We start from the raw sequence: 24,272 nt of genomic DNA, 5'->3' as shown, positions 1-24,272 counted from the left end.
ATGAATGGTCATGGTTCTGAATAGACGCGTCCGGTAAAAAGCAGGTTAACGGGGCCACGCTTCGGCAATCGTCACTCTTCACCGGATGTTAAATCAGTCGGCGATAGGTTCGCCATAAGTGACGAAACTCATCAGAGCAGAGGGTAAATGGTGCCGGGGGCGAGTCTTGAGGAAACCAGAACTGATCTGGATTTCGGCGCGATCCGCACGGTGCTGGTGGTGGATGACAGCCGCCTGCAACGGCGCATTCTGGTGGCCTCGCTCAGGAAATGGGGGTTCGAGGTGATCGAGGCCGATACAGGCCATGCCGCTTTGGCGCTTTGTGTCGATAATCCGCCCGATCTTGTGCTGAGCGACTGGGTCATGCCGGGGATGAGCGGCCTTGAATTCTGCTGTGCCTTTCGGGCCTTGGAAACGGATCAATACAGCTATTTCATCCTTCTGACATCCAAAAGCGAAAAGCAGGAAGTCGCGCGCGGTCTGGATGCCGGGGCCGACGATTTTCTGATCAAGCCGCTTGAGGCGGACGAACTGCGCGCCCGGATTTCAGCTGGTGCGCGCATTCTGGACATGCAGCGCGAGCTCTCCCAGAAAAACCGCCTGATCGAATCCGCGCTCAAGGAACTCAGGCTTGCGCATGACGCGATCGACAAGGACCTGATGCAGGCGCGGAAAATTCAGGAATCGCTGGTTCCCGAACTGACCCGGACATTCGGCAAATCGCGGGTCAGTCTGTTGCTGAAACCCTGTGGTCATATCGGCGGTGATCTGGTGGGGATGTTCTCGCCCGGGGTGAACCGGCTTGGGTTCTACAGCATCGACGTATCCGGCCATGGTATCACCTCGGCCATGATGACGGCGCGATTGGGGGGGTACCTGTCCAGCAAGCATTTCGATCAGAACGTCGCGATGGAGCGGAGGTTCGACAAGTTTTACGCACTTCTTCCACCGAAATACGTGGCTGAAACGCTCAATTCCCGCCTGATGGCCGATGAGGGTATCGAAGAGTATTTTACCATGGTTTACGCCATCGTCGACCTGCGCAACGGGCATCTGAAAATGGTACAGGCCGGGCATCCGCACCCCCTGTTGCTGCGGCAGGGTGGCCGCGCCGAGTTTCTTGGTGACGGAGGCTTGCCCATAGGATTGATCGAAGATGCGCGCTTTCAACAAATCGAGACGCAGATGCAGCCCGGCGACAAGCTGCTGTTGTACTCGGACGGGTTTACCGAATGCCAACTGGCTGGTGGTGGCTTGCTGGAAGAAGACGGTTTGCGTCAGATGGCCCAACAGAGCATGTCGGAAAGGGGCGGGTCAGAGTTTCTGGACGACATGTTCTGGCGTTTGACGCAAGTGATGTCACCTAAAGACGGCATCGGCGATGATGTCTCGGCCGTCTTTTTTGAATATAACGGACTTTAAAGCGACCCGAGATGCAATTCGGCAAAGTGCCGGTCACCGTCATTTCCCAGTAAACCGACGGCGTCAGCAGTTTCCATCCACAGCGCTTCGTGAAACGCCTCAGTCGGCGGGCCTATGCGTCGCACGGGGCGGGCGCGATAGATCAGGCAGACCTTCTCGGCCCACAGGTCATATTCCGGCATATAGGTGAAGCGCCGAAAGGCACCAATCCGCCGGGGCGCCGCAATAAGCCACCCGGTTTCTTCAAAGACTTCGCGATGCAGGGCGGTAACGGGTGATTCGCCCGGATCAATACCTCCGCCGGGCAATTGCAGGTCGGGTCCGGGTTCTGTCTGGCAGGTCAGCAAAAGGTGACTTCTGCGGGGCAAAAGTGCGTAAACACCGACCCGTCGCGTGTATTTCCGCCCCGGCTCTGGGGTTTCACCGAACCGCCTGATCATGTATGGCCCCTTACAACCTAATCTGTTCGACCTATATGGTGCCGGTATGCCAACCTGTGGCGCGTAAGGAAACCCCATGTCTCTTGGAACGAAAATCGCGTGGGACGATACCGTCCTGCCCTTTCAACTCGATGTATCGGATATGCGTGGCCGTGTGGCTCGTCTGGATGGTGTGCTGGATGGCATCCTGAAGCAGCATGACTACCCCGAACAGGTCGAGGCGCTGGTGGCCGAGATGGCCCTGCTGACCGCATTGATCGGGCAGACGGTTGCGCTGCGCTGGAAGCTGTCGTTGCAGGTGCAGTCCAAGGGGCCGGTGCGCATGATTGCGACCGACTATTACGCACCCAAGACCGAAGGCCACCCTGCGCAGATCCGGGCCTATGCCAGCTTTGACCGTGAACGTCTAACCAATTCAGCACCCTTCGACCAAGTGGGCGAGGGGTACTTTGCCATCATGATAGATCAGGGCAAAGGCACGCAGCCCTATCAGGGTATCACGCCGCTGACCGGGGCCTCTCTCAGCGCCTGCGCCGAGGCCTATTTTGCGCAGTCCGAACAGCTGCCAACCCGGTTCTCACTGAGCTTTGGCAAATCGACCGAGCCCGGCGTGAATGAACACTGGCGTGCCGGTGGTATCATGTTGCAGCATATGCCCAAAGCCTCGCCATTCGCCGCCTCGGGGGAAGGCAATGGCGAGATTCTGACCGCCAGCGATCTGGTCGACGGCGAAGAGGGCGAAAACTGGGGCCGGGTCAATATCCTGCTGGACACAGTCGAGGATCTTGAGTTGATCGGTCCTTCAATTGCGCCGACTGAATTGTTGGTCCGGCTATTCCACGAAGAACAGCCACGGGTCTATGATGCGCAGTCCGTGCAGTTTGGCTGCACCTGCTCCGAAGACCGGGTGCGGCAGAGCCTGTCGATCTATTCGGCAAAGGACCTCGAAAAGATGACGACGCCCGAAGGTCAGGTCACTGCCGATTGCCAGTTCTGCGGCGCACATTACGTGCTCGATCCGTCAACAGTTGGCTTTGAAGCCGAAGACCGCAAGGGTGCTTGACCCGATTGAACAGATCCGGACGGCGCTGCGCCGTCCCGGTCACGGGTCCAGCGACTTTGACCTGAACCCGGACACTTCCCTGCCGCCCGGGCGTCGCCTGCGCCCGGCGGGGGTTCTGGTTGCAATCTCGCTTGCGGATGACACCCCTCGGGTGATCCTGACGAAACGGTCCTCGGCCCTCAAGCATCATCCGGGTCAGATCGCGTTTCCCGGTGGCAAACAGGACGAAGGGGATGCGGATGTCACGGCAACGGCCCTGCGCGAAGCACAGGAAGAGATCGGCCTTCCCGCGGACCTTCCCGAAATTCTGGGTTACCTGCCGACGCATGAAACTGTCACTTCATTCACGGTCACACCCGTGGTGGCCGTTCTTCGAAAGGGATTTCAACCTGTTCCGGAACCCGGCGAAGTCGACGAAGTTTTTTCGACCCCCCTTGCGCATCTCTTGAATCCCAAGAATTATCTGGTGGAATCGCGCCGTTGGCGCGGACAAAAACGCAGATATTACACAGTTCCGTACGGCCCTTATTACATATGGGGTGCGACGGCCCGCATATTGCGCGGGCTTGCAGCGCGGGTGAATGAATGATGCAGATTGAGGAGCTTTGGGTCAGCGAACCGGCGACCCAAAAGGTATGCGCCGCCCTGACCTCATCCGGGGCGCAGGCGCTTTTTGTGGGTGGGTGCGTGCGCAATGCGCTGCTGGGCGCGCCGGTGTCGGATATCGACATTGCCACTGATGCCCGGCCTGAACAGGTTGTCGAGATGGCGCAGGCTGCCGGCCTCAAGGCCATCCCCACCGGTATCGACCATGGCACGATTACAGTGGTCAGCGCCGGTATCCCGCACGAGATCACCACTTTCCGGCGTGACGTCGAAACCGATGGTCGCCGCGCTGTCATCGCCTTTTCCGATCACGTCGAAGAAGATGCTGCGCGGCGCGATTTTACCATGAATGCACTTTATGCAAGGCCCGATGGCACTGTGTTAGACCCGCTTGGCGGGCTTCCCGACCTTCGGGCCCGGCGGGTGCGGTTCATCGGTGAAGCAGAGGACCGCATTCGCGAAGACTATCTGCGGTCACTGCGCTATTTCCGGTTTCACGCATGGTATGGCGACCCGGATGCCGGTTTCGACCCGGACGCGCTGGCTGCCATTGGTGCCAATCTTGACGGGCTGACCTCGTTGTCGCGGGAACGCGTCGGGGCGGAACTGCTGAAACTGCTGGGCGCGCCTGATCCGGCCCCGGCCATTGCGACGATGCGCAGCACAGGCGTATTGGCGCAATTGCTGCCAGGCGCGGATGACCGGTCACTGGCACCTCTGGTCGCTTTGGAACATGCGGCAGGTGCCGAGTCGAACCCCCTGCGCCGTCTGGCGGCCATCGCGACGCCCGATGACGCCGCAACCCTGCGCTTGAGCCGTTCGCAACTGCAACGCCTGACCGGAATGCGGACCGAAGCGCAGTCAACCACCAGCGTGGCTGAACTGGGCTATCGGTATGGTGACGAAGGCGGGTTGAACAAAACCCTTTTGCGGTGCGCGTTTTTCGAACAGCCCTGGTCCGAAAGCTTCAGACAGGACCTGCACGCAGGCGCAGCCGCGCGTTTCCCGATACAAGCCAAAGACCTGATCCCCGGGTTTACCGGCCCGGCGCTGGGCCAAAAGCTGGCCGAGCTTGAAAGCCGGTGGATCGCGTCGGGTTTTGCGCTGTCGCGCGAGGACTTGCTTGCAAGTTAATGCTTAGTCTCAAAAGGGGATGACAACTTTGGTCCATTGTGGTTAGGTGCGCCCGTCACATGGATGGAGGAATGCGAATGTATTACGGGATCTGGTTCGGCTAAAGCCGGGACACTTGCCCCGTAAAGGGTGGTGTTCAGGCGCCATCTGTCTTCGCACGTCTTTTTCTTTGCTCAATCGGAGCACACTCCATGTTTCGCTATTTCGAAAACCTTGTTGACCCTTTTGTCGCCTATCATGAGGCTGACGCGCCGCCGACCCGGCTGTGGCCGTTTCTGCTGGACTATTCGCGCCCGTTCTATCGGGTGTTTGTCTGGGCTGCGCTGATTTCCATTATCGTCGCCGGTGTCGAGATTGGGTTGATCTATTATATGGGTCGTGTCGTTGACCTGTTGGGCGGCACACCAACCGAGGTGTGGCAGAACCACGGGACCGAGCTGCTGTTGATCGCGGCCTTTGTCCTGTTTCTGCGCCCTTTGTTGCATCTGGTCGACGTACTGATCCTGAACAACACGATTCTGCCGAACTTTGGCACTCTGATCCGCTGGCGCGCCCATAAGCACGTACTGCGTCAGTCGGTTGGCTGGTTCGAGAATGATTTTGCCGGACGGATTGCGAACCGGATCATGCAGACACCGCCCGCGGCGGGTGAGGTGATCTTTCAGGTCTTTGATGCGATTTCCTTTTCATTGGCCTACCTGATCGGGGCGGCAATCCTGCTTTATGCGGCGGATGCGCGTCTGCTAATCCCGCTGCTGATCTGGTTTGCGTTCTACGCGATGCTGGTGCGCTGGACGGTTCACCGTGTCGGGCCGGCGTCCAAGGCGGCATCCGATGCGCGGTCAACCGTTACGGGCCGCGTCGTGGACAGCTATACAAACATTCATTCCGTCAAGATGTTCGCGCACGGCCCGCAAGAGCTGGACTATGCCCGCGAAGCGATCGAGGAAACCCGCCGGACATTCCAGATCGAGATGCGGATCTTCACCATCATGGATGCGGTTCTGGTCACCCTAAACGGGGTGCTGATCGTGGGTGTCGTGGGCTGGGCAATTGCCTTGTGGATGCAGGGTTCCGCTTCGGTTGGTGTCGTCGCGGCAGCAACCGCACTGACCCTGCGCCTGAACGCCATGACCGGATGGATCATGTGGGCGCTGACCAGCTTCTTCCGCCAGCTTGGTATCGTGGCCGAGGGGATGGAGACCATTGCCCAGCCCATCGACCTGCTTGACGCGCGCGAAGCCAAACCCCTGCGGTTGACCAGAGGAGAAATTCAGATCCGGGATCTCTCGCACCATTACGGGCGCGAGGCTGGTGGGCTTGACCACATCAACCTGACCATTCAGCCCGGTGAAAAGGTCGGTCTCATTGGGCGGTCGGGTGCCGGGAAATCGACTCTGGTAAAACTGCTTTTGCGGTTTTACGACGTCGAACGCGGTGCCATTCTGATCGATGATCAGAACATTGCGGGCGTCACGCAGGACAGCCTGCGCAGCCATATCGGCATGGTCCAGCAAGACAGTGCGCTGCTGCACCGGTCTGTGCGTGACAACATCCTTTACGGTCGCCCGGATGCGACCGAGGCGCAGATGATTGCCGCAGCCAAACAGGCCGAAGCGCATGCGTTCATCCTTGACCTGCAAGACCCGCAGGGGCGCACCGGGTATGACGCGCATGTGGGTGAGCGGGGCGTAAAGTTGTCCGGTGGTCAGCGGCAGCGGGTAACGCTGGCCCGCGTAATCCTGAAGGACGCACCAATCCTTTTGCTGGACGAGGCGACATCGGCGCTGGATTCCGAGGTCGAAGCGTCAATTCAGGAAACGCTCTACGGAATGATGCTGGGCAAGACCGTGATTGCCATCGCGCACCGGCTCAGCACCATTGCGCAAATGGACCGCATTCTGGTGATGGATGGTGGCCGCATCGTCGAAGAGGGCGCGCATTCTGATCTGTTGGCACAAGGCGGCCTTTACGCGCAGTTCTGGGCGCGGCAATCTGGCGGCTTCATGAACCCGGAGGCCGCTGAATGAAGATCGCCGATCTCATCTATCCGTTCAGGACCACTGAAACGCCCCCGCCACAGACATTGGGGGCGTTTATTCGCTGGAGCCTTTCGGGCGCCTGGCCTATGCTGTTTGTCGCCGCTTTCTTTTCGGCGCTGGCTGGCGCGATGGAGGCTGGAACAGCGTGGATTCTGGGGCGTGTGATCGATGTGGCAACATCCAGCGGGCCCGAGCATTTCATGACCGCCGGGAATATGTGGATGATCTTTGGGGCGGTGGTGTTTTTCATGCTGCTGCGCCCGATCCTGTTTGGGCTGTCTTCAATTTCGAACAACTATATCGTGATGCCAAACATCACGCCTTTGGTGCTGGCCAAGCTGAACCGCTGGACGCTGGGCCAGTCTGTCACCTATTTCGACGATGATTTCGCCGGGCGCATCGCCCAGAAACAGATGCAGACGTCGAACGCCATGGCCTCGGTCGTGTCCGAAACGATCAGTGCGATAGTGTTTGCATTGGCGTCGCTGGTGGGCTCTTTGCTTTTGTTAGGGTCTATTCATCCTTTGGTGATGCTGCCTTTTGCGGCCTGGTTGGTGGTCTATTTCCTGCTTGTGCGCTGGTACCTGCCGCGTATTCGCATGCGCTCGGCCGCACGCGCCGGGGCGCGGGCGATGGTTTCGGGGCAGGTGGTTGACACGATCACCAACATCAAAACCGTCAAGCTTTTTGCACACTCGGATTTCGAAGATCAGGCCGCGCGGCATTCAATGGTCGAGCTGCGGAAAAAATCACTGGCGTTCGGCAAGCTGTCGGCCAGTTTCCGGTTCGTCCTGATGGCGCTTGCCGGCATTCTGCCTGTTCTCCTGCTGGGGGCGACGCTGTGGTTATGGCAGTTCGGAATGGCAACCGCAGGTGACATCGTTGCCGCTGGCGCGGTGTCGGTCCGGATTTCGCAGATGACCGGATGGGTCAGCTTCACGTTGATGGGCCTCTATGCCAATGTGGGTGAGATTGAAAATGGGATGAAGACGCTGGCCAGACGGGACAGGGTCGAAGATGCGCGCAGCGCGAAGGATCTTGATGTGACCGAAGGATCCATCTCGTTTGAAGATGTCAGTTTTGCATACGGCCGGGATGTGGGCGGTGTTACGGACCTGACGCTGACTGTGAAACCGGGCGAGAAGCTGGGGATTGTCGGCGCCTCAGGGGCGGGTAAATCAACGCTCGTTTCGCTGCTTCTTCGGCTCTATGACAGGGAAAATGGCGCTATTTGCATCGATGGGCAGGACGTGTCGCAGGTCACGCAGGACAGTTTGCGCCGCCAGATCGGCATGGTCACGCAGGAAACGGCGATGTTCAACCGGTCCGCCCGCGAAAACATCCTCTATGGTCGCCCGGACGCGTCCGAGGCCGAGTTGATCGAAGCAGCAATCAAGGCCGAAGCGCATGACTTCATCCTGAGCCTCAAGGATGGCCATGGCCGCACCGGCTATGACGCTCATCTGGGCGAGCGTGGCGTAAAGCTCAGCGGTGGCCAAAGGCAACGGATCGCCCTTGCACGCGCCATTCTCAAGGATGCGCCAATTCTGGTTCTGGACGAAGCAACCTCAGCCCTTGATTCCGAGGTCGAGGCGTCGATTCAATCGGCGCTTCATCGGGTGATGCAGGGCAAAACCGTTCTGGCCATCGCCCACAGATTGTCGACGCTCAGCGAGATGGACCGGATCATCGTTCTGGATCAGGGGCAAATCGTGGAAACCGGAACGCACGAGGATCTTTTGGATCAGGGCGGGCTTTATGCCCGGTTCTGGCATCGGCAATCTGGTGGTTTCATTCAGGCGGAAGCTGCCGAATAAGGGTTTTGTTGAACCCAAAGCCCGGCTATCAGGCCCCTCATGACGCAGAAATACACAATCACCCGGCTCGGCCATCAGGGCGACGGCATCGCTGATGGGCCCATTTACGCTCCGCGCACCCTTCCGGGTGAGGTTGTCAGCGGCACCCTTGTTGATCAGGTGCTGACCGATATCCGCGTCGAAGTACCGTCTGATGTCCGGGTGAAAGCCCCGTGCCGCCATTACAAAGCCTGCGGCGGCTGTCAGCTGCAACACGCCTCCGACGCGTTTGTCGCCGACTGGAAGCTGAGCATTGTCCGCAACGCCCTGTTCGCGCAGGGGCTTGAGGCGCCGATGCGTCCGACACACACATCTCCCGAACACTCACGCCGACGCGCCACGATTGCCGTCAGGCGGACCAAGAAAGGTACATTGGCCGGGTTCCATGGACGTGCATCGGATACGATCACCGAAATCCCGGATTGCCTATTGCTTGACCCGGCCCTGATCGCCGCAATTCCCGTGGCCGAGGCGCTGGCGGTTCTGGGCGGCAGCCGCAAGGGCGTCTTGGCCGTCACGCTCACCCTGTCCGAAGGCGGGCTGGATGTGGCCGTCAAGGGCGGCAAGCCCCTGGATGGGCCGCTGGAACTGGCACTCGCGCAGGAAACCGAAAAACATGGTCTGGCGCGGCTCAGCTGGGATGGTGAAGTGATCGCCATGCGCCACGCTCCGGTTCAGCGCTTTGGGGCCGCCGCCGTCACGCCACCACCCGGTGCCTTCCTTCAGGCGACCAAGGACGGAGAACAGGCTCTATTACAGGCCGTTTCCGAGGCAACACGGGGTGCGAAACGAATTGTTGACCTGTTTGCGGGCAGCGGCACATTCTCATTGCCTCTGGCAGAAAAAGCCGAGGTTCACGCGGTCGAAGGTGCCGCGGACATGGTGCAGGCGCTGGATCAGGGCTGGCGCAGGGCGCAAGGTCTGAAACGCGTGACGACCGAGGCCCGCGACCTGTTCCGTCGTCCATTGATGCCGGATGAACTGAAATCGTTTGACGCAGTCGTTCTGGACCCGCCCCGCGCTGGTGCCGAGGCACAGGTGGCCGAGCTGGAACAGGCCAGACGCCCGGTGATTGCCTATGTCTCGTGCAACCCCGTCACCTTCGCGCGCGATGCAAAAATATTGGTTAACGCTGGCTATACCCTTGAATGGGTGCAGGTCGTTGACCAGTTTCGATGGTCGTCACATACGGAACTTGCTGCGCGGTTTACCCTGAACGCCGCATCTTGATCAGACAGGAGAAAGCGACCCATGGGTTTCAGACAGCGTCTGCTGAACATCATCGAAGCGCCTGCATTCGGGCAATTCATAACGGCTGTCATCATCTTTAACGCAGTGCTTTTGGGGATGGAGACGTCGCCGACCCTGATGGAAGCCGCCGGGCCGCTGATCGTGATGCTGGACAAGCTGTGCCTTGCGATCTTTGTGGCGGAAATCGCCATGAAGCTGACCGCGACCGGACGCAGGTTTTTCACAAACGGCTGGAACAATTTCGATTTCCTGATCGTCGGCATTGCGCTTGTTCCCAGCGCCGGAGGTCTTTCCGTTCTGCGAGCCCTGCGAATCCTGCGGGTATTGCGCGTGATTTCCGTTGCGCCAAGACTGCGCCGGGTGGTTGAAGGGTTCATCTCGGCCCTACCGGGAATGGCCAGTGTTTTCCTGCTGATGGCAATTCTGTTTTATATCGGTGCCGTGATCTCGACCAAGCTGTTCTCGGCAACCTTCCCGGATTGGTTCGGCGATCTTGGCCTGTCGGCCTATACACTGTTTCAGATCATGACGCTTGAAAGCTGGTCGATGGGGATCGTCCGCCCGGTGATGGAGGTTTATCCCTATGCCTGGCTGTTCTTCGTCCCCTTCATTATGGTCACAACCTTTGCGGTGGTGAACCTATTGGTGGGTCTGATCGTAAATTCCATGCAGGACGCGCACCATGCAGAGGATGAGGTCAAAACTGATGCGTATCGTGATGAGGTTCTGGAACGCTTGGAGAGCATCGAGCGGCATCTGACCGAAAACTTGAACATCAAAAAGTGATTTCAGTTTTCGCGTTTTTTGGCATAATAAGCCCCAAAAAAACAAAGCAGGCAGTGAAACATGGATCGTCGAGCATTCGGATTGGGGGCGGTAGCAACGCTGGGCCTATCGGCTTGTGCATCAGCCCGACCAAATTTTCTGACTTATGATGGGCCCGAGGTCACCTCGCTGGTGGTCAACAAGGGCGCGCGCAAACTTTATTTGTTGCACCACGAAAAAGTCCTCAAGGAATATGATGTGGATCTGGGATTTGCGCCGCAGGGCACAAAAACCAAACGCGGAGACGGCCGCACGCCCGAAGGAAGTTACCTGATCGATCGGCACAACCCCAACAGCCGGTATCACCTGTCTATCGGGATATCGTATCCCAACTCTCAGGACATCGCCAAGGCTAAGGCTGCGGGAGTTGATCCCGGTGGGGACATCTTCATTCACGGGCAGCCAAATCTACGATCCGAGTTCAAACGCGCCAAGAAAACTCCGGATTGGACCGCGGGATGCATCGCGGTCAAGAATGACGAGATCGAAGAAATCTATGCGATGGTCAACCGAGGGACGCTGATCACCCTGCGCCCTTAGGGGGCACAGGCGCCCACGCTGCAATCCCGAATGTTTCATAGTCGTGCTGGTAGACCTCGGATGCCAGCGCTTCAAGCTGTTCGTCATAGATCTGATCCAGCGTAAACGGAACATCTTGCGCGCACGGGCCGGGAACCGGCGGATTGGGGTGGCCTGTTGAGCGGGCCAGATCCGGCAGAGCCGTGGTCAGCTCTTCTTCCCGCAGAATCAGGTCCGGCATCAAAAAGCTGGCAATACCATCCAGCGTGCGGGACTGGCTGCACCACGTCCCGTCAACGCGGATCGGCGTCTGACCGTTGAGGTTCATGCGCAGGAACCCGAGGAACGCCAGAAACGCATCCCGATGCTGTTCGACCGAGTAATTGGTGTCGCGCACCTGCCCGGGGATCGGCAGGTCAAGGCGGTTGCGCAGGTAATTGCGAACCATCTTGTAACTGCCAGGCCCGGTATCCAGAATGTACTGGCAAAACGCCGAATGCGCCCGTGCCAGCGGGTGGCGCAACACGGTGAACTTCCGGTGTCCGGGGTGGTCTTGCATCCAGGCGCGGATTTCCTTGCGGTTCCGGTTTGTGACCAGATCGTCCGCAGAACAGCCATCCAGCTCGGCCATCCATTGCGAGATAACAGGCTCTATTCCGCCGCGAATGGGCAAATACATCAAATTTGATGTGGCTGCGGCAATATATTGCGGTACCGCCGCCCCTCGGTTTGGCTCGAAACGGGTGGGCTGGTGCAATCCGAACCTGTCCAGCCTGGACAGAGCGTCTTGCATCTCATCGGGGTTGGTGACCTTCGATACGGCAGGTGCCGGGTTTTGCGGTTTCAGAGTATCGTCCAGCTTGCTCAGCCGCGCCTCAACCCCCAGCCATGCGGCCAGACCGTTCAGAACGTCCAACTCGGCCAGGTCGTCATAGGTGATGAAAAAGGCAGTCTGACCGGTTTTCTGTAAATGCCGCTGCAACATGTGTTGGTGGCCGTGGACCTGATCGAGATACTCAGAAAACTCAAGCCCGTCGAATGCAACCTGGGCATCGACGCGGCGCTTCACGTTCTTCAGCAGCCATTGCTGCGTGGCGCGTGCGATTTTCAGGGACAGAAAACTGTCCAGCGGATTGCGTGTGAGAATGATCTTGGCACAGCGTGGATCGTTCAGCACTGGCTTCAGAATGCGTGGGTCATGGTCCTGGAAATACCGAAAACCGTTCAAGTCGCCCGGTGCCGACCTGATTGCCTTCAACAGCCGCATCGGATCTGCGTCGCGGTCTTCCAGCGACAGACCCAGAAGGGTATCGGACTTCAGGTTGCCGGCAAAATGCGGGTTGAAGGCTTCGCCATGGCAGGAAACCCCTTCCAGCGCGTTCAGATTGGCCTCAAGCAGGTTCGACCCTGTGCGCATGGCAGCCAGAACAACGAAGTAGTCAAAATTGGCTGGCATGGGTGATTACTGCACCAGATAGGGTTTGCGATAGGGTTTCGTCTGACGGCCGAACACATCGTCCGAAGGAAAATCGCCCATCAGGTAAGGGTGCATACCCTGGTTCTTGAGGTTTTGCAGGAACTTCCCGAAGCCGGACAGATCGACCATTGTGGGCGCTTCTGTCAGGTGGCTGGACTGATGCGCGCCAATCTCGTCCAGGATTGTCTGCAGGGGCTCCATCGGTGCTTCAAGGAAATCGGCCAGCGACCAGCTGCGCATCCGCGCCTTGGTCCAGACCGAGGTCAAAACCTCAAGCTGTTTGGTTTCGATCTGTTGCAGACGCGCGGCCTCGCTCCGGATGTCCGAGAAGTTCAGGTTCGACCGGAACAGCGGAATTGCCCAGGCCCCGGTGATGACCGAGATTTGCGCATTCTTGTCCCGCGCCAGAAACCAGTTGATGTCCTGTGTGTCGCGGGGGCTGAACTGGAAACACTGGCGTTCGCCGCGTGTGTTCCAGATCAGGTTCGACAGAAAGGCCGTCGGATTGTAATCCCGCAGCAAAGCACAATCGCTGAGCGCACCGTTTGTGATGGTTTCACCCTTTGCAAATTCTGCACGCTCTGGTCCGAACAGGTGCCCGTGCACGCGTGTGCCAGTGGCCGCGGCCAGCCATTCTTCGAAATCTTCAAACAGTTCGGAAAAGCCCTGAAATACGGAATAGGGTGACGAGGTAAGGCCGTTTTCACTGCCGTGCCGGGGAAACCGGCTTTGCATGTACAGCCCGTCACGCCCCCTTGTCCGCCGCTCGACCGCCTTGGAAAACACGCGGTCAATCTTGCCGGGATTGGGTTCGGCCGGTTTCATCGCACTGGCCTGATCGGTCAGAAACGCCTGATACAGCCGTTCCGCACGAGGCCAGATTTTGCGGGCAACAAAACAGTCTGACCGCCGCAGCAATTGCAGGTGATCGTCGTAGAATATGTGCGGGCGGCCCTGATAGTCGAACTTGGACAAGGTCAGGGATCGGCTCTCGATATGTGTGGAATACAGCCGCGCCAATGTCTGGAAATAGCTTTCATCCGGGATCCACACATGGCGGAAGTAACTGTCATATTGTTTGCGCTTGGGGTCCTGCAAAATGGCAGACAGTGTTTGACGGGTCAGGCACCACCACTGGCTGCCCATATGCGGGACCAAACCGTCGGGAATTTTCCGGCGAAACCCGACCGCGCGCTGAAGCTTTACATATGCGTCGAACAATCCGCGCTGTTTTCGCCAGGAAAAAGGGAACCGCAGCGTGAACCGTTCATGATCCAATCCGCCGATTGTCCAACTGACATCAGACGTTGTCGCGCTTTCGATGAAATCGACACGAGGCCGGTCGTCCAGGTAATCAATCAGCTCCTGAACCGGGCGCAGCGGCAGGCAGGCCCCGGACGACAGGAAGACGTGGCGCGTTTCGGGAAATTGCTCCAGCATCAGTTCGGACGCGCTTTGTGAGGCGGCAACGATGCCCCACCCGCCCCAGTCGCATTGATGCCGGTCGGAAAATGCGATCCGGGGATTGTCTGAACAGGACGCAACACATCGCGCGTATTCTTCACCCGGTACTTTGCGATCCACATGGATCACAACAGGGCATCCCGCAGCGGTCCAATGGCGCGCGACCTGTTCGGCCCGGTCCAGCGAGGTATGAACCAGCATGACGACGCCCAGACCGCTCATGCCCAGTTTCCCTTTGACATCAGGCCCAGAATCTCAAGCTGCCGCCAGTTGATATAGGCCTCGGACCACTCGCACCAGAATACGGGCTTGTCTTCAAGCTGTGCGGCATAGGCCTCGTATTCGCCCGAACCGCTATAATGCTGGCGGCGTTGCAATTCTTCACGCGCCTTGTCGCCAAGGGTGTCAATCAGCTTGGCATGAAGCAACGAGCCGCTGGCCTTTTCCCCACCCCATTCGTCGTACACCTGATTCAGCCCGCGCGGCAAAAGCGAGTGGGTCGAGCTGACATAGACATACCGGCGATCCCATTTGACCAGCGGGATCTTGTTCAGTGCCGGGGCTTTGGATGGCTTGTCGCGAAAGAACACACGCGCCCGCGCACCCCCCTGAATCCACAGGTTCTTGTAATCCGGGTTCTTGGTGATCGTGTAATTCCCCGGATCGAACCACCGCGCAATCTCAAAGGGATCCTGCCCCTCGCGATAGGTTTCGGCATCCACGGGTCCTTCGGGGTACATGTCGATCAGCATGGTGCCGAAGCTGCGTACGGCACTTCCGTCCAGCCAGTCTGTCAGGGCGCGGATCGGGCGGGTGTCGCAGAAGGGGTAGATGAAAAACTCATCCGGGTCGACGCTCAGAACCCAATGTCCATGCGCGTATTTGCGCAGAATGTAATTTGACCAGTCCAGACCATAGCTGGCACGTTTGTAGCTGGTAGTCGTCCGCCAGACCGATACATCGGACTGCTGTTTCAGGAATTCGAAACTGCCGTCATCGCTGTCATTGTCGATGAACAGAAAATGGTCGATGCCCAGTTTGCGGTAATATTCCATAAAATAGGGCAGCCGAATTTTCTCGTTTCGCACAACGCTCATCAACAGGATATCGTCGCGGCGGATGGCAGACGTGTTGTTGCTGGCGGGCTTAAGTTCGCGCCGACGTCTGAGGCAGCGCAGAATACGGCGCTTGCGCCGCAATCTCATCTTGTATGAATCAAACAGGCTCACGCGACTGCCCAACCTTTATTATAACGCGAGCTTTCCCCGAACCCGCCGCGACCGTTGGTTGCGACAGGGCATTGTCGGTTTATGCCACTTCTACCTCTTCTGAGGCAACTTTTTTAAACCCCGGAAGTGGTAAAGGTGCCGTTGATCCCTTTGGATTTGTTTTCAACACCAGCCGCCGTCACGCATCAGCCCCAGCTCCAGCAACTGCGACCAGCCGGCATAGCGCACCGATTGCGGGGTCCACATGTCTGGTTGATTGAGTATCTGATCGTAATACGCGCCGAACTGGTTCGGGTCATGAAAATGCTGGCGGCGCAGCTTTTCAGTTTTGGATTTTTCAATAATGTCCGGCAGAAATTTCGTGTGCAGCAGAACGCCGGACGGGGTGTCGCCGGCTGGCCCGTCATACAATGCGTTCAGGCGGCGGGGCAGGGCGGAATGGCACGAGTTTACATAGGCATATCGCCGCGACCAGCGCATCAGCGGGATCTTGTTCAGCGTCGGGGATCGCTGCTGTGTCTGGGCAAAAAACACCCGCTCGCGTGCGCCGCCCTGAACCCACAGGTTTCCCATCGGGCTTTGCCGCTGCGCGCGATACGGTCCTGCGTCAAACCAGTTCAGCACCTTGGTCGGGTCCGTTTCCGGGTCATAGGTTTGTCTGCCCAACGGCCCTTTTGGATACAGATCCAGCATCAATGCGCCAAACCCGGCCCGCCCCTGCCGGTCCAGCCATTCTGTGAGCTCATGCAGGGAATGGCGGTCGTGCCGGGCATAAACCAGCAACTCATCCGCGTCGACCATCAGGCACCAGTGGCCATGGCCGTAACGCATCTGTAGCCAGCTGAGCCAGTCCAGCCCAAAGCGTGATCCGCTATAGCTGGACCGGGTCTGCCAAAGGGACACATCCGGTTGATCCTGCAGAAATTCAGCCGAGCCGTCATCGCTGCCGTTGTCGACGATCAGAAAATGGCTCACGCCCAGCTGGCGATAGTGGTGGAAGAACCAGGGCAGGCGGGCGATTTCATTGCGCAAGGTGGTAAAGGCCAGCACGTCGCCGCCCCGTATTCTGCTTGTCTGATCTTTCAGGCAGGTCAGTTGATGGCGGCTGCGCATCGAGCGCCAAAGAAGGCGTCGCCGTTTCCAGCGCAACCGGTATTCCTGTCGCCAACCGATATCAGGAAGTGTCTGAACCGTATTGGACGTCACAGGGGCCTCATTTCTCGTAGTGGCCGTTCTGATGCCAGCGCCAGGCATCCGCAATCATCGTCTCTAACGTTGACCTTTTCGGCTTCCATCCCAGTTCGGTTTGGGCGCGGACGGAACCGGACACCAGCTTGGTGCAATCGCCCGCCCGTCGGGCGCCGACCGAATATGGCACAGGGCGGTTGGTGACGGATTTGGAATGCTCGATCACCTCAAGCACGGAAAACCCCGAGCCGGTGCCCAGATTGAAAACACGGCTTTCTTTACCCTGTTCCAACCAGCCCAGCCCCAGAACATGTGCGTCGACCAGATCACAGACATGGACATAATCGCGAATACATGTGCCGTCGGGCGTTTCGTAATCGGTGCCAAAAACGGTCAAACCCTCGCGCTTGCCATCAATCGCATCCAGCATCAGGGGGATCAGATGGGTTTCAGGCCGGTGAAACTCGCCCACTTCGCCTTCGGGATCGGCACCAGCAACGTTGAAATACCGGAAAATGACATGGCGCAGCCCATGGGCCGCTTCGAAATCCCTCAGGATGTCCTCGATCGCGCGCTTTGATGCACCATAGGCATTCAGCGGGTGTTGGGCGGTGGCCTCGTCCAGCACCACATTGTCATGCTCGCCATAGGTGGCGCATGTGGACGAGAACACGAAATCCAGACAGCCCGCCGCAACCGCAGCCTCGATCAGCGTCAACGATCCGGTGACATTGTTCGACCAGTACAACCCGGGCTGCCGCATCGCGTCGCCCACCTGGCTGAGCGCCGCAAAATGCATCACCGCAACCGGCTTATGCTTGGCAAATACCTCGTCCAGGCGTGCCCGGTCCAACAGGTCGCCCTGTTCAAACGGCCCGTATTTCACCGCCTCCTGCCACCCGGTGACCAGATTGTCGTAGGTCACCGGAACATAACCCGCCTGCGCAAGCGCCTTGCAGGCATGCGACCCGATATATCCGGCACCACCGGTCACGAGGATTGGTTTCATGAAACGTCCTTTGGAACCAGATTGCCTGTCATCGAGATATGGAAACCGCGGGGCGTCATGGGCAAAAACCGGCTATTCCAGCCCCATCGCGGCCATCATCTCTTCGATCTTGGGCACGTCCTGCGGGTTGTTCAGCTCCCAGAATTGACGGCCCTTGGCGTCAACCTCGACGCACAGAACCTTGCGGCCATTTTCCATGAATCTGAGCTGTTCAAGACCTTCCAGCTTTTCCAGAGGGCCTGTTGGCCAGCCCGGATAGGCCGCCAACGCATCAGGCCTATAGGCATAGACGCCGACATGGTGAAACACCGGCGTGGGTTCATCCCCGCCAAAGGTTTCTGACGTGAAGGGCACGACCTCTTTCGAGAAATACATCGCGCTGTTGTCGCGCCCGAACACGGCGGTTGTTCCGCCAACACGGCCATGTTTTCGGTCGTTCAGCAGGCTGTTCAAAGCGTCCCCGTCGCAACGCAGGACGGGTGTGGCTACGCCAGCGTCGGGTGCCGCGCGCAGCCCTGTGATCAGGTCTTCGACAAACCAATGCGGTGTCAGGGGTGCATCGCCCTGAAGGTTGACCACGATGTCATATCCGCTGCCCAGAACCTTGTGCGTCTCGGCGCAGCGTTCGGTGCCGTTCTGGCAATTTTCCGAGGTCATCACCACCTCGGCGCCAAAGCCTTCGGACAGTTCGCGGATGCGGTCGTCATCGGTTGCGACCACAACCCGGTCCACGCCCGCAACAGAAGTGGCTGCCCGCCAGGACCGTTCGATCAGTGTCATCGAAACGCCGGTCGCGCCGGTCAGCGGCACCAAAGGCTTGCCCGGATACCGGGTCGAGGCATAGCGCGCGGGGATGGCGATCAGAACTGACATCAGGCCTCCTTCAGCTTAACACCCGGAGCGTACGCGACAAAAAACGGGTTCGCATAGCCCTCTTTGCCATAGACAAGCGGCGCGTGATCGTCAAACCGAACAATCCGGCCTCCGGCCCCGGCCAGTACCGCGTGCCCTGCCGCCGTGTCCCACTCCATCGTGCGCCCGACCCGCGGATAAAGATCCGCCTCGCCCGTCGCAACCAAACAGAACTTGAGAGACGATCCCGCGCTTTTGCTGTCCCTGACCTGATACTTGTTGATGTAATCCTCGGTGGCCTGATCCCGGTGCGACTTTGACGCCACGACCAAAAGCGCGGAATTGTCAGGGTTAGAGACTGATATTGGGGTCAGGGTGCCGGGTGCACCCTTGTCAAACGCGCCCGTTTCCTCGACCGCCTGACCATCGGGCTGCGTATAGAACATGCGACCCCGCGCTGGGGCATAGACCACGCCCCGTGTCGGCGTTCCGTTCTCGACCAGTGCGATGTTGACGGTGAAATCGCCACGGCGGTTGATGAATTCCTTGGTGCCATCCAGCGGATCGACAATCAAAAAGGTATCCCCCTTTTCGGAATGCGAGGCGGCCTGTTCTTCGGTGATTAGCAGGATATCGGGGAACGCCTGACGCAACCCGGCTGAAATCAGCGCATCGGCTGCCTCATCCGCCTCGGTCACAGGGCTGGAGTCTGATTTGACTTTGACGTCGAAATCGTCTGCCTCGTAGATTTCCATGATCCTGTCGCCTGCCTCAAGGGCCAGACGCCGGATGACGGGAATAAGCGCGTCGTAGGTCACAAAAATGCTCCGTTCCTGTGGTTTGTTGATCCAAACTCGTGACCGACTTATGATGCGACGGTTACCGAACGGCAAGATATTCATGCCAGGTTAGGGACGACGAGGCAGGAAAGACCCTTTAAGTGTTCTATTACAAGCGCAATCAAACGCTGCTGGGCGGTGCACTGACGACTGCGGAACTGGTGTTCCACGCGGTGGTGCGGAACGTGCGCGCGCAGCATCCGAATGCGGTGATCGCGATCCTGCTCAACGTTGTGCAATTGCTGGTGATGATGGTCACGTTCTATCTGCTCATGTCGCTGATGGGCCGGGGCGGGGTCGCCAGGATCAGGGGCGAATTTCTGCTGTATGTCCTGTCGGGCGTGTTCCCGTTCATGTTGCACATACAATCGATTGGCGCGATTTCCGGGGTTGGGTCATCCAATAACCCGATGATGCTGCATTCGCCGATGAACGTAATGGTCACGATTCTCGCGGCGGCCTTCAGCACATTCTATAAGTTTCTGCTGGCCATGTTCATCATCCTGTTCGTCTACAGTGTCGCGGTTGCTCCGCTTGAGGTGCAGAACCCCGGCGGCGCCTTCGCAATGCTGGTGCTGGCTTGGTTTACCGGCTGCGCGGTGGGGCTTGTGTTCATGGCGTTGAAACCGTGGGCCCCGACGACCGTTTCGATGCTAACCAATATATATCGCCGTCTGAACATGGTGTTTTCCGGCAAGATGTTCATTGCGAACGCATTGGGTGGCGGGCTGTTGATGATGTTTGCCTGGAACCCGCTGTTTCACATCATCGACCAGACCCGCGGGTTCGTGTTCCGCAACTATTATCCAAGAAACACCAGCTGGGAATACGCGGCCTGGGTTGGAATCGCCCTGTTGATGATCGGTCTTATGGGTGAGTTCTTTACCCGTCAGCACGTGTCGAAAAGCTGGAATGCGCGCCGCTAACGCGCCACCCGCAGCGTAAGATTTATGCGCCCGCCTTTGGGCAGCAGGCGCGAGGATCCGAACCTGATCCGATCCACACCATGATAGGCAAGCCGCGCCGGACCGCCCATGACAACAACATCCCCCGAGCTCAGCCAGATCGACTCGGTCTTGCCGCCGCGCGTCGTGCTGCCAATCCGAAACAAGGCATCGTCGCCCAGCGAAACCGACAGGACGGGCCATGAAAAATCTGCCTCGTCCTTGTCCTGGTGCAGGCCCATTTTTGCGCCTTCCCCGTAATAGTTGACCAAACAGCAATCGGGGGCCCGCTCGGTGCTGACCAGATCACGCCAGATATCCAGAATGGTGGCGGGGATTTCCGGCCATATTCCACCTTTGGGGTGCTGATCCTGATATCGGTATCCTGCCTTGTCGGTCACCCAACCCAGATCACCGGCCGAGGTCATCCGAACCGACATCTCCTTGCCCGAGGGGGTAACAGGCCGGAACAGGGGCGCAGCTTTCAGAATCGGGCGCAAATCCGCGATCACCCGCGACTGGGCCGCAGGATCAAGATAACCTTTCCTGATATCGAACCCCCGCAAAACCAATCGCGCCATTCCGGAAACCCCAATCCTTTCCAATTCCTTGCCAAAAAAGGCATCAGAATCCCTAAAACCTGCGTTCTACGGTGCTTGCAGGCCTCAGGTCTCGCCCTTATATACGCCGGGACGCGCGATGGTAGTGCTGTCGCGCACATCAGATCGGGGGCGGGATGCCGTAACGGGTCCTGTCGTCGAGACATCGCCTTGAAGAGAAAGGGATTGCAAAAATGGGAAAAGTAATCGGGATTGACCTCGGGACCACAAACTCGTGCGTGGCCATCATGGACGGTTCGCAGCCGAAGGTTATCGAAAACGCCGAAGGGGCGCGGACCACGCCCTCGATCGTCGCCTTCACTGAAGATGAGCGACTGGTCGGTCAGCCTGCAAAGCGTCAGGCGGTCACCAACCCCGACAACACGATCTTTGGCGTCAAGCGCCTGATCGGCCGTCGTGTGGATGATGCCGAAGTCGAAAAAGACAAGAAAATGGTGCCTTATACCATCGTTGATGGTGGCAATGGCGACGCGTGGGTTCAGGCCCGCGGTGAAAAATACTCCCCAAGCCAGATCTCGGCCTTCACTCTGGGTAAGATGAAGGAAACAGCGGAAAGCTATCTGGGTGAGGAAGTCACGCAGGCGGTCATCACCGTTCCCGCATACTTCAACGACGCACAGCGTCAGGCCACCAAAGACGCCGGTAAAATCGCCGGTCTGGAAGTGCTGCGGATCATTAACGAACCGACAGCTGCCGCTCTGGCCTATGGTCTGGACAAGCAGGAAACCCAAACCATCGCAGTCTATGACCTTGGTGGCGGTACCTTCGACGTGACCATTCTGGAAATTGACGACGGCCTGTTCGAGGTCAAATCGACCAACGGCGACACCTTCCTGGGTGGTGAAGACTTTGACATGCGCATCGTCAACTACCTGGCGGATGAGTTCAAAAAGGAACACGGTGTCGATCTGTCTGCTGACAAGATGGCCCTGCAGCGTCTGAAAGAAGCCGCGGAAAAAGCCAAGATCGAACTCAGCTCGACCTCGCAGACCGAGATCAACCAGCCGTTCATCTCGATGGGTTCGAACGGTCAGCCGCTGCACATGGTCATGAAACTGACCCGTGCCAAGCTGGAATCCCTGGTCGGTGACCTGATCAAGAAGTCGATGAAGCCGTGCCAGGCTGCTCTGAAAGATGCCGGTCTGTCGGCCGCTGACGTGGACGAAGTTGTTCTGGTCGGTGGTATGACCCGGATGCCGAAAGTGATCGAAGAGGTCACGAAGTTCTTCGGCAAAGAGCCGCACAAAGGCGTGAACCCGGACGAAGTGGTTGCCATGGGTGCCGCCATTCAGGCCGGTGTTCTTCAGGGCGACGTCAAGGACGTGGTTCTGCTGGACGTAACCCCGCTGTCGCTGGGCATCGAGACGCTGGGTGGCGTGTTCACCCGCCTGATCGACCGCAACACCACGATCCCGACGAAAAAGTCTCAGGTCTTCTCGACCGCCGAGGACAACCAGAACGCCGTGACCATCCGCGTGTTCCAGGGCGAGCGTGAAATGGCTGCGGACAACAAAATCCTCGGTCAGTTCAACCTCGAAGACATCCCGCCCGCACCGCGTGGCATGCCCCAGATCGAGGTGACCTTCGACATCGACGCCAACGGCATTGTCTCGGTTTCGGCCAAAGACAAAGGCACCGGCAAGGAACAGAAGATCACCATCCAGGCATCGGGCGGTCTGTCCGACGAAGACATCGAAAAGATGGTCAAGGACGCCGAAGAGAACGCGGAAGCCGACAAGGAACGCCGCGAGCTGGTCGACGCCAAGAACCAGGCGGAAAGCCTCATCCACTCGACCGAAAAGTCGATGGAAGAGCATGCCGACAAGGTCGACCCGACCACGATCGAAGCTATCGAACTGGCGATCGCCGCACTCAAGGACGAGCTGGAAACCGACAATGCCGACAAGATCAAGTCTGGCATCCAGAACGTCACCGAAGCAGCGATGAAGCTGGGTGAGGCCATCTACAAGGCGCAGTCCGAAGAGGCCGAGGACGAGCCTGCCGCGGCAGATGCCGCACATGGTGATGACGATATCGTCGATGCCGAGTTCGAAGATCTGGACGACGACAAGCGTAACTAACGGGTAACCGGGCCAATGTAGGCCGGTCCGGATGCCGGGCCGGCCTATTTACGTTGAGGCAGAAGGAAATACTGATGTCAAAACGCGACTATTACGAAGTGCTCGGCGTGTCCAAGGGCGCTTCGGCGGATGAGATCAAGAAAGGCTTTCGCACGAAAGCCAAAGAGCTGCATCCGGACCGCAACAAGGACAACCCGGATGCCGAGGCGCAGTTCAAGGAAGCCAACGAGGCTTATGACGTGCTGCGCGATGCCGACAAAAAGGCGGCCTATGACCGCTTTGGCCATGCGGCGTTCGAAAACGGCATGGGCGGTGGTGGCCGACCTGGCGGCGGCTTTGGGCAGGGCGATTTCTCCAGCGCGTTCTCGGATGTGTTCGACGACCTGTTCGGCGATTTCATGGGTGGGCAACGTGGCGGTGGCGGTCGACGCGCCGCGCGCGGCTCGGACCTGCGCTATAACCTGCGCGTATCGCTGGAAGAGGCGTATTCGGGTCAGCAGAAAACCATCAATGTACCGACAGCCGTGGCCTGTTCCTCCTGCGAAGGAACCGGTGCAGAAGGCGGGGTCGAGCCGACAACCTGCCCCACCTGTTCCGGCATGGGCAAGGTACGGGCGCAACAGGGTTTCTTTACGGTCGAACGAACCTGCCCCACCTGCTCGGGTCTGGGTCAGATCATCAAGAACCCCTGCAAATCCTGTAAAGGTGCAGGCCGCGTCGAAAAAGATCGCGCCTTGTCGGTCAACATCCCCGCTGGTGTCGAAACCGGTACCCGTATTCGTCTGGCAGGTGAAGGCGAGGCCGGAATGCGCGGTGGCCCTCCGGGCGACCTCTACATCTTTGTGGAAGTGTCTGATCACAAACTGTTCGAACGCGACAGCGTGAACCTCTATTGCCGTGTACCGGTCAGCATGGCCAAGGCCGCGCTGGGCGGATCGATCGAGGTTCCGACAATCGATGGCGGCCGTGGGCGGGTGCAGATCCCGGCAGGCAGCCAGTCGGGCCGGCAAATGCGCCTGCGCGGCAAAGGTATGCCCGCGCTGCGCGGCGGCGGTGTTGGCGACATGTTCATCGAACTGGCCGTCGAAACCCCGGTCAACCTGACCAGCCGCCAAAAAGAACTGCTGCGCGAGTTTGATGATCTGGGCGAAGACAACCACCCGGAATCAAAAAGCTTTTTCTCATCCGTCAAATCCTTCTGGGACGGCATGAAAAGCTGACAACCAGGGTTACCCCGGGGGCTCTGCCCCCGCCGCCCGTTCCGGGCGCCTCCCCCGGGATATTTCCGGCCAGATGAAGCAGGGATCCTTTATTCATCTGGCTCTAAATATCCCGGAGCGCGAGGCAGAGCCTCGCAAAATACTCCCAAAAGACATTCAATTGGCCGTATCAGTTGACCAAAAGTGTCAAT

Annotated in this window: 21 protein-coding genes; 12 read left to right on the top strand and 9 right to left on the bottom strand. The window is 58.6% G+C overall.

Annotated elements, in window-relative coordinates; translation table 11 throughout:
* Positions 1-147: 147 nt before the first annotated feature.
* Positions 148-1,422 carry a PP2C family protein-serine/threonine phosphatase gene (locus ACR0BZ_RS08910; protein ID WP_480920037.1) on the top strand — a complete coding sequence of 425 codons (1,275 nt, stop codon included), beginning with the start codon at positions 148-150 and terminating at the stop codon, positions 1,420-1,422.
* Here the strand turns inward: ACR0BZ_RS08910 and ACR0BZ_RS08905 are convergent.
* A complete protein-coding gene (locus ACR0BZ_RS08905) occupies positions 1,419-1,862 on the bottom strand; it encodes an NUDIX hydrolase (RefSeq protein WP_267363745.1) in 444 nt (147 codons plus the stop codon). The two genes, ACR0BZ_RS08910 and ACR0BZ_RS08905, sit on opposite strands and share 4 nt — an antisense overlap.
* Before the next feature lie 76 nt (positions 1,863-1,938).
* Between ACR0BZ_RS08905 and hslO the strand changes: the two genes are divergently transcribed.
* The 8 genes from hslO to ACR0BZ_RS08865 all read left to right on the top strand — a co-directional run bounded on the left by hslO (position 1,939) and on the right by ACR0BZ_RS08865 (position 11,179).
* Complete coding sequence (gene hslO, locus ACR0BZ_RS08900; RefSeq protein ID WP_480506871.1) at positions 1,939-2,925, top strand: Hsp33 family molecular chaperone HslO; 987 nt, start codon at positions 1,939-1,941, stop codon at positions 2,923-2,925.
* Positions 2,918-3,514 carry a CoA pyrophosphatase gene (locus tag ACR0BZ_RS08895; RefSeq protein ID WP_480474374.1) on the top strand — a complete coding sequence of 199 codons (597 nt, stop codon included), beginning with the start codon at positions 2,918-2,920 and terminating at the stop codon, positions 3,512-3,514. The genes hslO and ACR0BZ_RS08895 overlap by 8 nt, the downstream gene beginning before the upstream one ends.
* Positions 3,511-4,665 (top strand): CCA tRNA nucleotidyltransferase, encoded by a 1,155-nt coding sequence (locus tag ACR0BZ_RS08890; protein ID WP_480773045.1) that lies wholly within the window; start codon positions 3,511-3,513, stop codon positions 4,663-4,665. Before ACR0BZ_RS08895 ends, ACR0BZ_RS08890 begins: the two co-directional genes overlap by 4 nt.
* A 191-nt stretch (positions 4,666-4,856) precedes the next feature.
* Positions 4,857-6,695 (top strand): ABC transporter ATP-binding protein, encoded by a 1,839-nt coding sequence (locus ACR0BZ_RS08885; RefSeq protein WP_480920036.1) that lies wholly within the window; start codon positions 4,857-4,859, stop codon positions 6,693-6,695.
* A complete protein-coding gene (locus ACR0BZ_RS08880; RefSeq protein WP_480831999.1) occupies positions 6,692-8,524 on the top strand; it encodes an ABC transporter ATP-binding protein in 1,833 nt (610 codons plus the stop codon). Before ACR0BZ_RS08885 ends, ACR0BZ_RS08880 begins: the two co-directional genes overlap by 4 nt.
* Positions 8,525-8,563: 39 nt before the next feature.
* Entirely contained in the window at positions 8,564-9,793 is a 1,230-nt protein-coding gene (locus tag ACR0BZ_RS08875) for a class I SAM-dependent RNA methyltransferase (RefSeq protein WP_480920035.1), read from the top strand.
* A 21-nt stretch (positions 9,794-9,814) separates the two neighbouring features.
* Complete coding sequence (locus ACR0BZ_RS08870; protein ID WP_480486945.1) at positions 9,815-10,600, top strand: ion transporter; 786 nt, start codon at positions 9,815-9,817, stop codon at positions 10,598-10,600.
* 60 nt (positions 10,601-10,660) lie between these two features.
* Positions 10,661-11,179: a L,D-transpeptidase family protein gene (locus ACR0BZ_RS08865; protein ID WP_480486947.1), complete on the top strand. Its 519-nt coding sequence runs from the start codon at positions 10,661-10,663 to the stop codon at positions 11,177-11,179.
* On the opposite strand, the gene ACR0BZ_RS08860 is transcribed toward ACR0BZ_RS08865, so the two are convergent.
* The 7 genes from ACR0BZ_RS08860 to cysQ form a co-directional block, all read right to left on the bottom strand.
* Positions 11,163-12,614: a nodulation protein NodH gene (locus tag ACR0BZ_RS08860; RefSeq protein ID WP_480920034.1), complete on the bottom strand. Its 1,452-nt coding sequence runs from the start codon at positions 12,612-12,614 to the stop codon at positions 11,163-11,165. The two genes, ACR0BZ_RS08865 and ACR0BZ_RS08860, sit on opposite strands and share 17 nt — an antisense overlap.
* 6 nt (positions 12,615-12,620) lie before the next feature.
* Positions 12,621-14,321 carry a DUF5927 domain-containing protein gene (locus tag ACR0BZ_RS08855; protein ID WP_480920033.1) on the bottom strand — a complete coding sequence of 567 codons (1,701 nt, stop codon included), beginning with the start codon at positions 14,319-14,321 and terminating at the stop codon, positions 12,621-12,623.
* Entirely contained in the window at positions 14,318-15,304 is a 987-nt protein-coding gene (locus tag ACR0BZ_RS08850) for a glycosyltransferase family 2 protein (protein WP_480920032.1), read from the bottom strand. Before ACR0BZ_RS08850 ends, ACR0BZ_RS08855 begins: the two co-directional genes overlap by 4 nt.
* Positions 15,305-15,490: 186 nt before the next feature.
* Positions 15,491-16,534 carry a glycosyltransferase family 2 protein gene (locus ACR0BZ_RS08845; RefSeq protein WP_480920031.1) on the bottom strand — a complete coding sequence of 348 codons (1,044 nt, stop codon included), beginning with the start codon at positions 16,532-16,534 and terminating at the stop codon, positions 15,491-15,493.
* Between the two features lie 7 nt (positions 16,535-16,541).
* Positions 16,542-17,525, bottom strand: a complete 984-nt coding sequence (galE, locus tag ACR0BZ_RS08840; RefSeq protein ID WP_480920030.1) for a UDP-glucose 4-epimerase GalE — start codon at positions 17,523-17,525, stop codon at positions 16,542-16,544.
* Between the two features lie 72 nt (positions 17,526-17,597).
* Positions 17,598-18,398 carry a 3-deoxy-manno-octulosonate cytidylyltransferase family protein gene (locus tag ACR0BZ_RS08835; RefSeq protein ID WP_480920029.1) on the bottom strand — a complete coding sequence of 267 codons (801 nt, stop codon included), beginning with the start codon at positions 18,396-18,398 and terminating at the stop codon, positions 17,598-17,600.
* Positions 18,398-19,195: a 3'(2'),5'-bisphosphate nucleotidase CysQ gene (gene cysQ / locus ACR0BZ_RS08830; protein ID WP_480920028.1), complete on the bottom strand. Its 798-nt coding sequence runs from the start codon at positions 19,193-19,195 to the stop codon at positions 18,398-18,400. The genes ACR0BZ_RS08835 and cysQ overlap by 1 nt, the downstream gene beginning before the upstream one ends.
* A gap of 122 nt (positions 19,196-19,317) precedes the next feature.
* Here cysQ and ACR0BZ_RS08825 point away from each other — a divergent pair, with 122 nt between their 5' ends.
* Entirely contained in the window at positions 19,318-20,142 is an 825-nt protein-coding gene (locus tag ACR0BZ_RS08825; RefSeq protein WP_267364436.1) for an ABC transporter permease, read from the top strand.
* On the opposite strand, the gene ACR0BZ_RS08820 is transcribed toward ACR0BZ_RS08825, so the two are convergent.
* The gene (locus ACR0BZ_RS08820) at positions 20,139-20,741 is read right to left on the bottom strand and encodes an alpha-ketoglutarate-dependent dioxygenase AlkB family protein (protein WP_480920027.1); all 603 of its coding nucleotides are present in this window, start codon (positions 20,739-20,741) and stop codon (positions 20,139-20,141) included. The genes ACR0BZ_RS08825 and ACR0BZ_RS08820 overlap by 4 nt on opposite strands.
* Positions 20,742-20,953: 212 nt before the next feature.
* On the opposite strand from ACR0BZ_RS08820, the gene dnaK reads away from it, so the two are divergent.
* Both dnaK and dnaJ read left to right on the top strand, forming a co-directional pair.
* Complete coding sequence (gene dnaK, locus ACR0BZ_RS08815) at positions 20,954-22,861, top strand: molecular chaperone DnaK (protein WP_480482473.1); 1,908 nt, start codon at positions 20,954-20,956, stop codon at positions 22,859-22,861.
* Between the two features lie 74 nt (positions 22,862-22,935).
* Positions 22,936-24,081, top strand: coding sequence for a molecular chaperone DnaJ (dnaJ, locus tag ACR0BZ_RS08810; RefSeq protein WP_480538354.1), 1,146 nt, complete (start codon positions 22,936-22,938; stop codon positions 24,079-24,081).
* Positions 24,082-24,272: the final 191 nt, after the last annotated feature.

Source organism: Ruegeria sp. P8 (genome assembly GCF_056534665.1).
The sequence above is the reverse complement of the archived record's forward strand: the minus strand, read 5'-3'. Positions and strand labels throughout refer to the sequence as shown.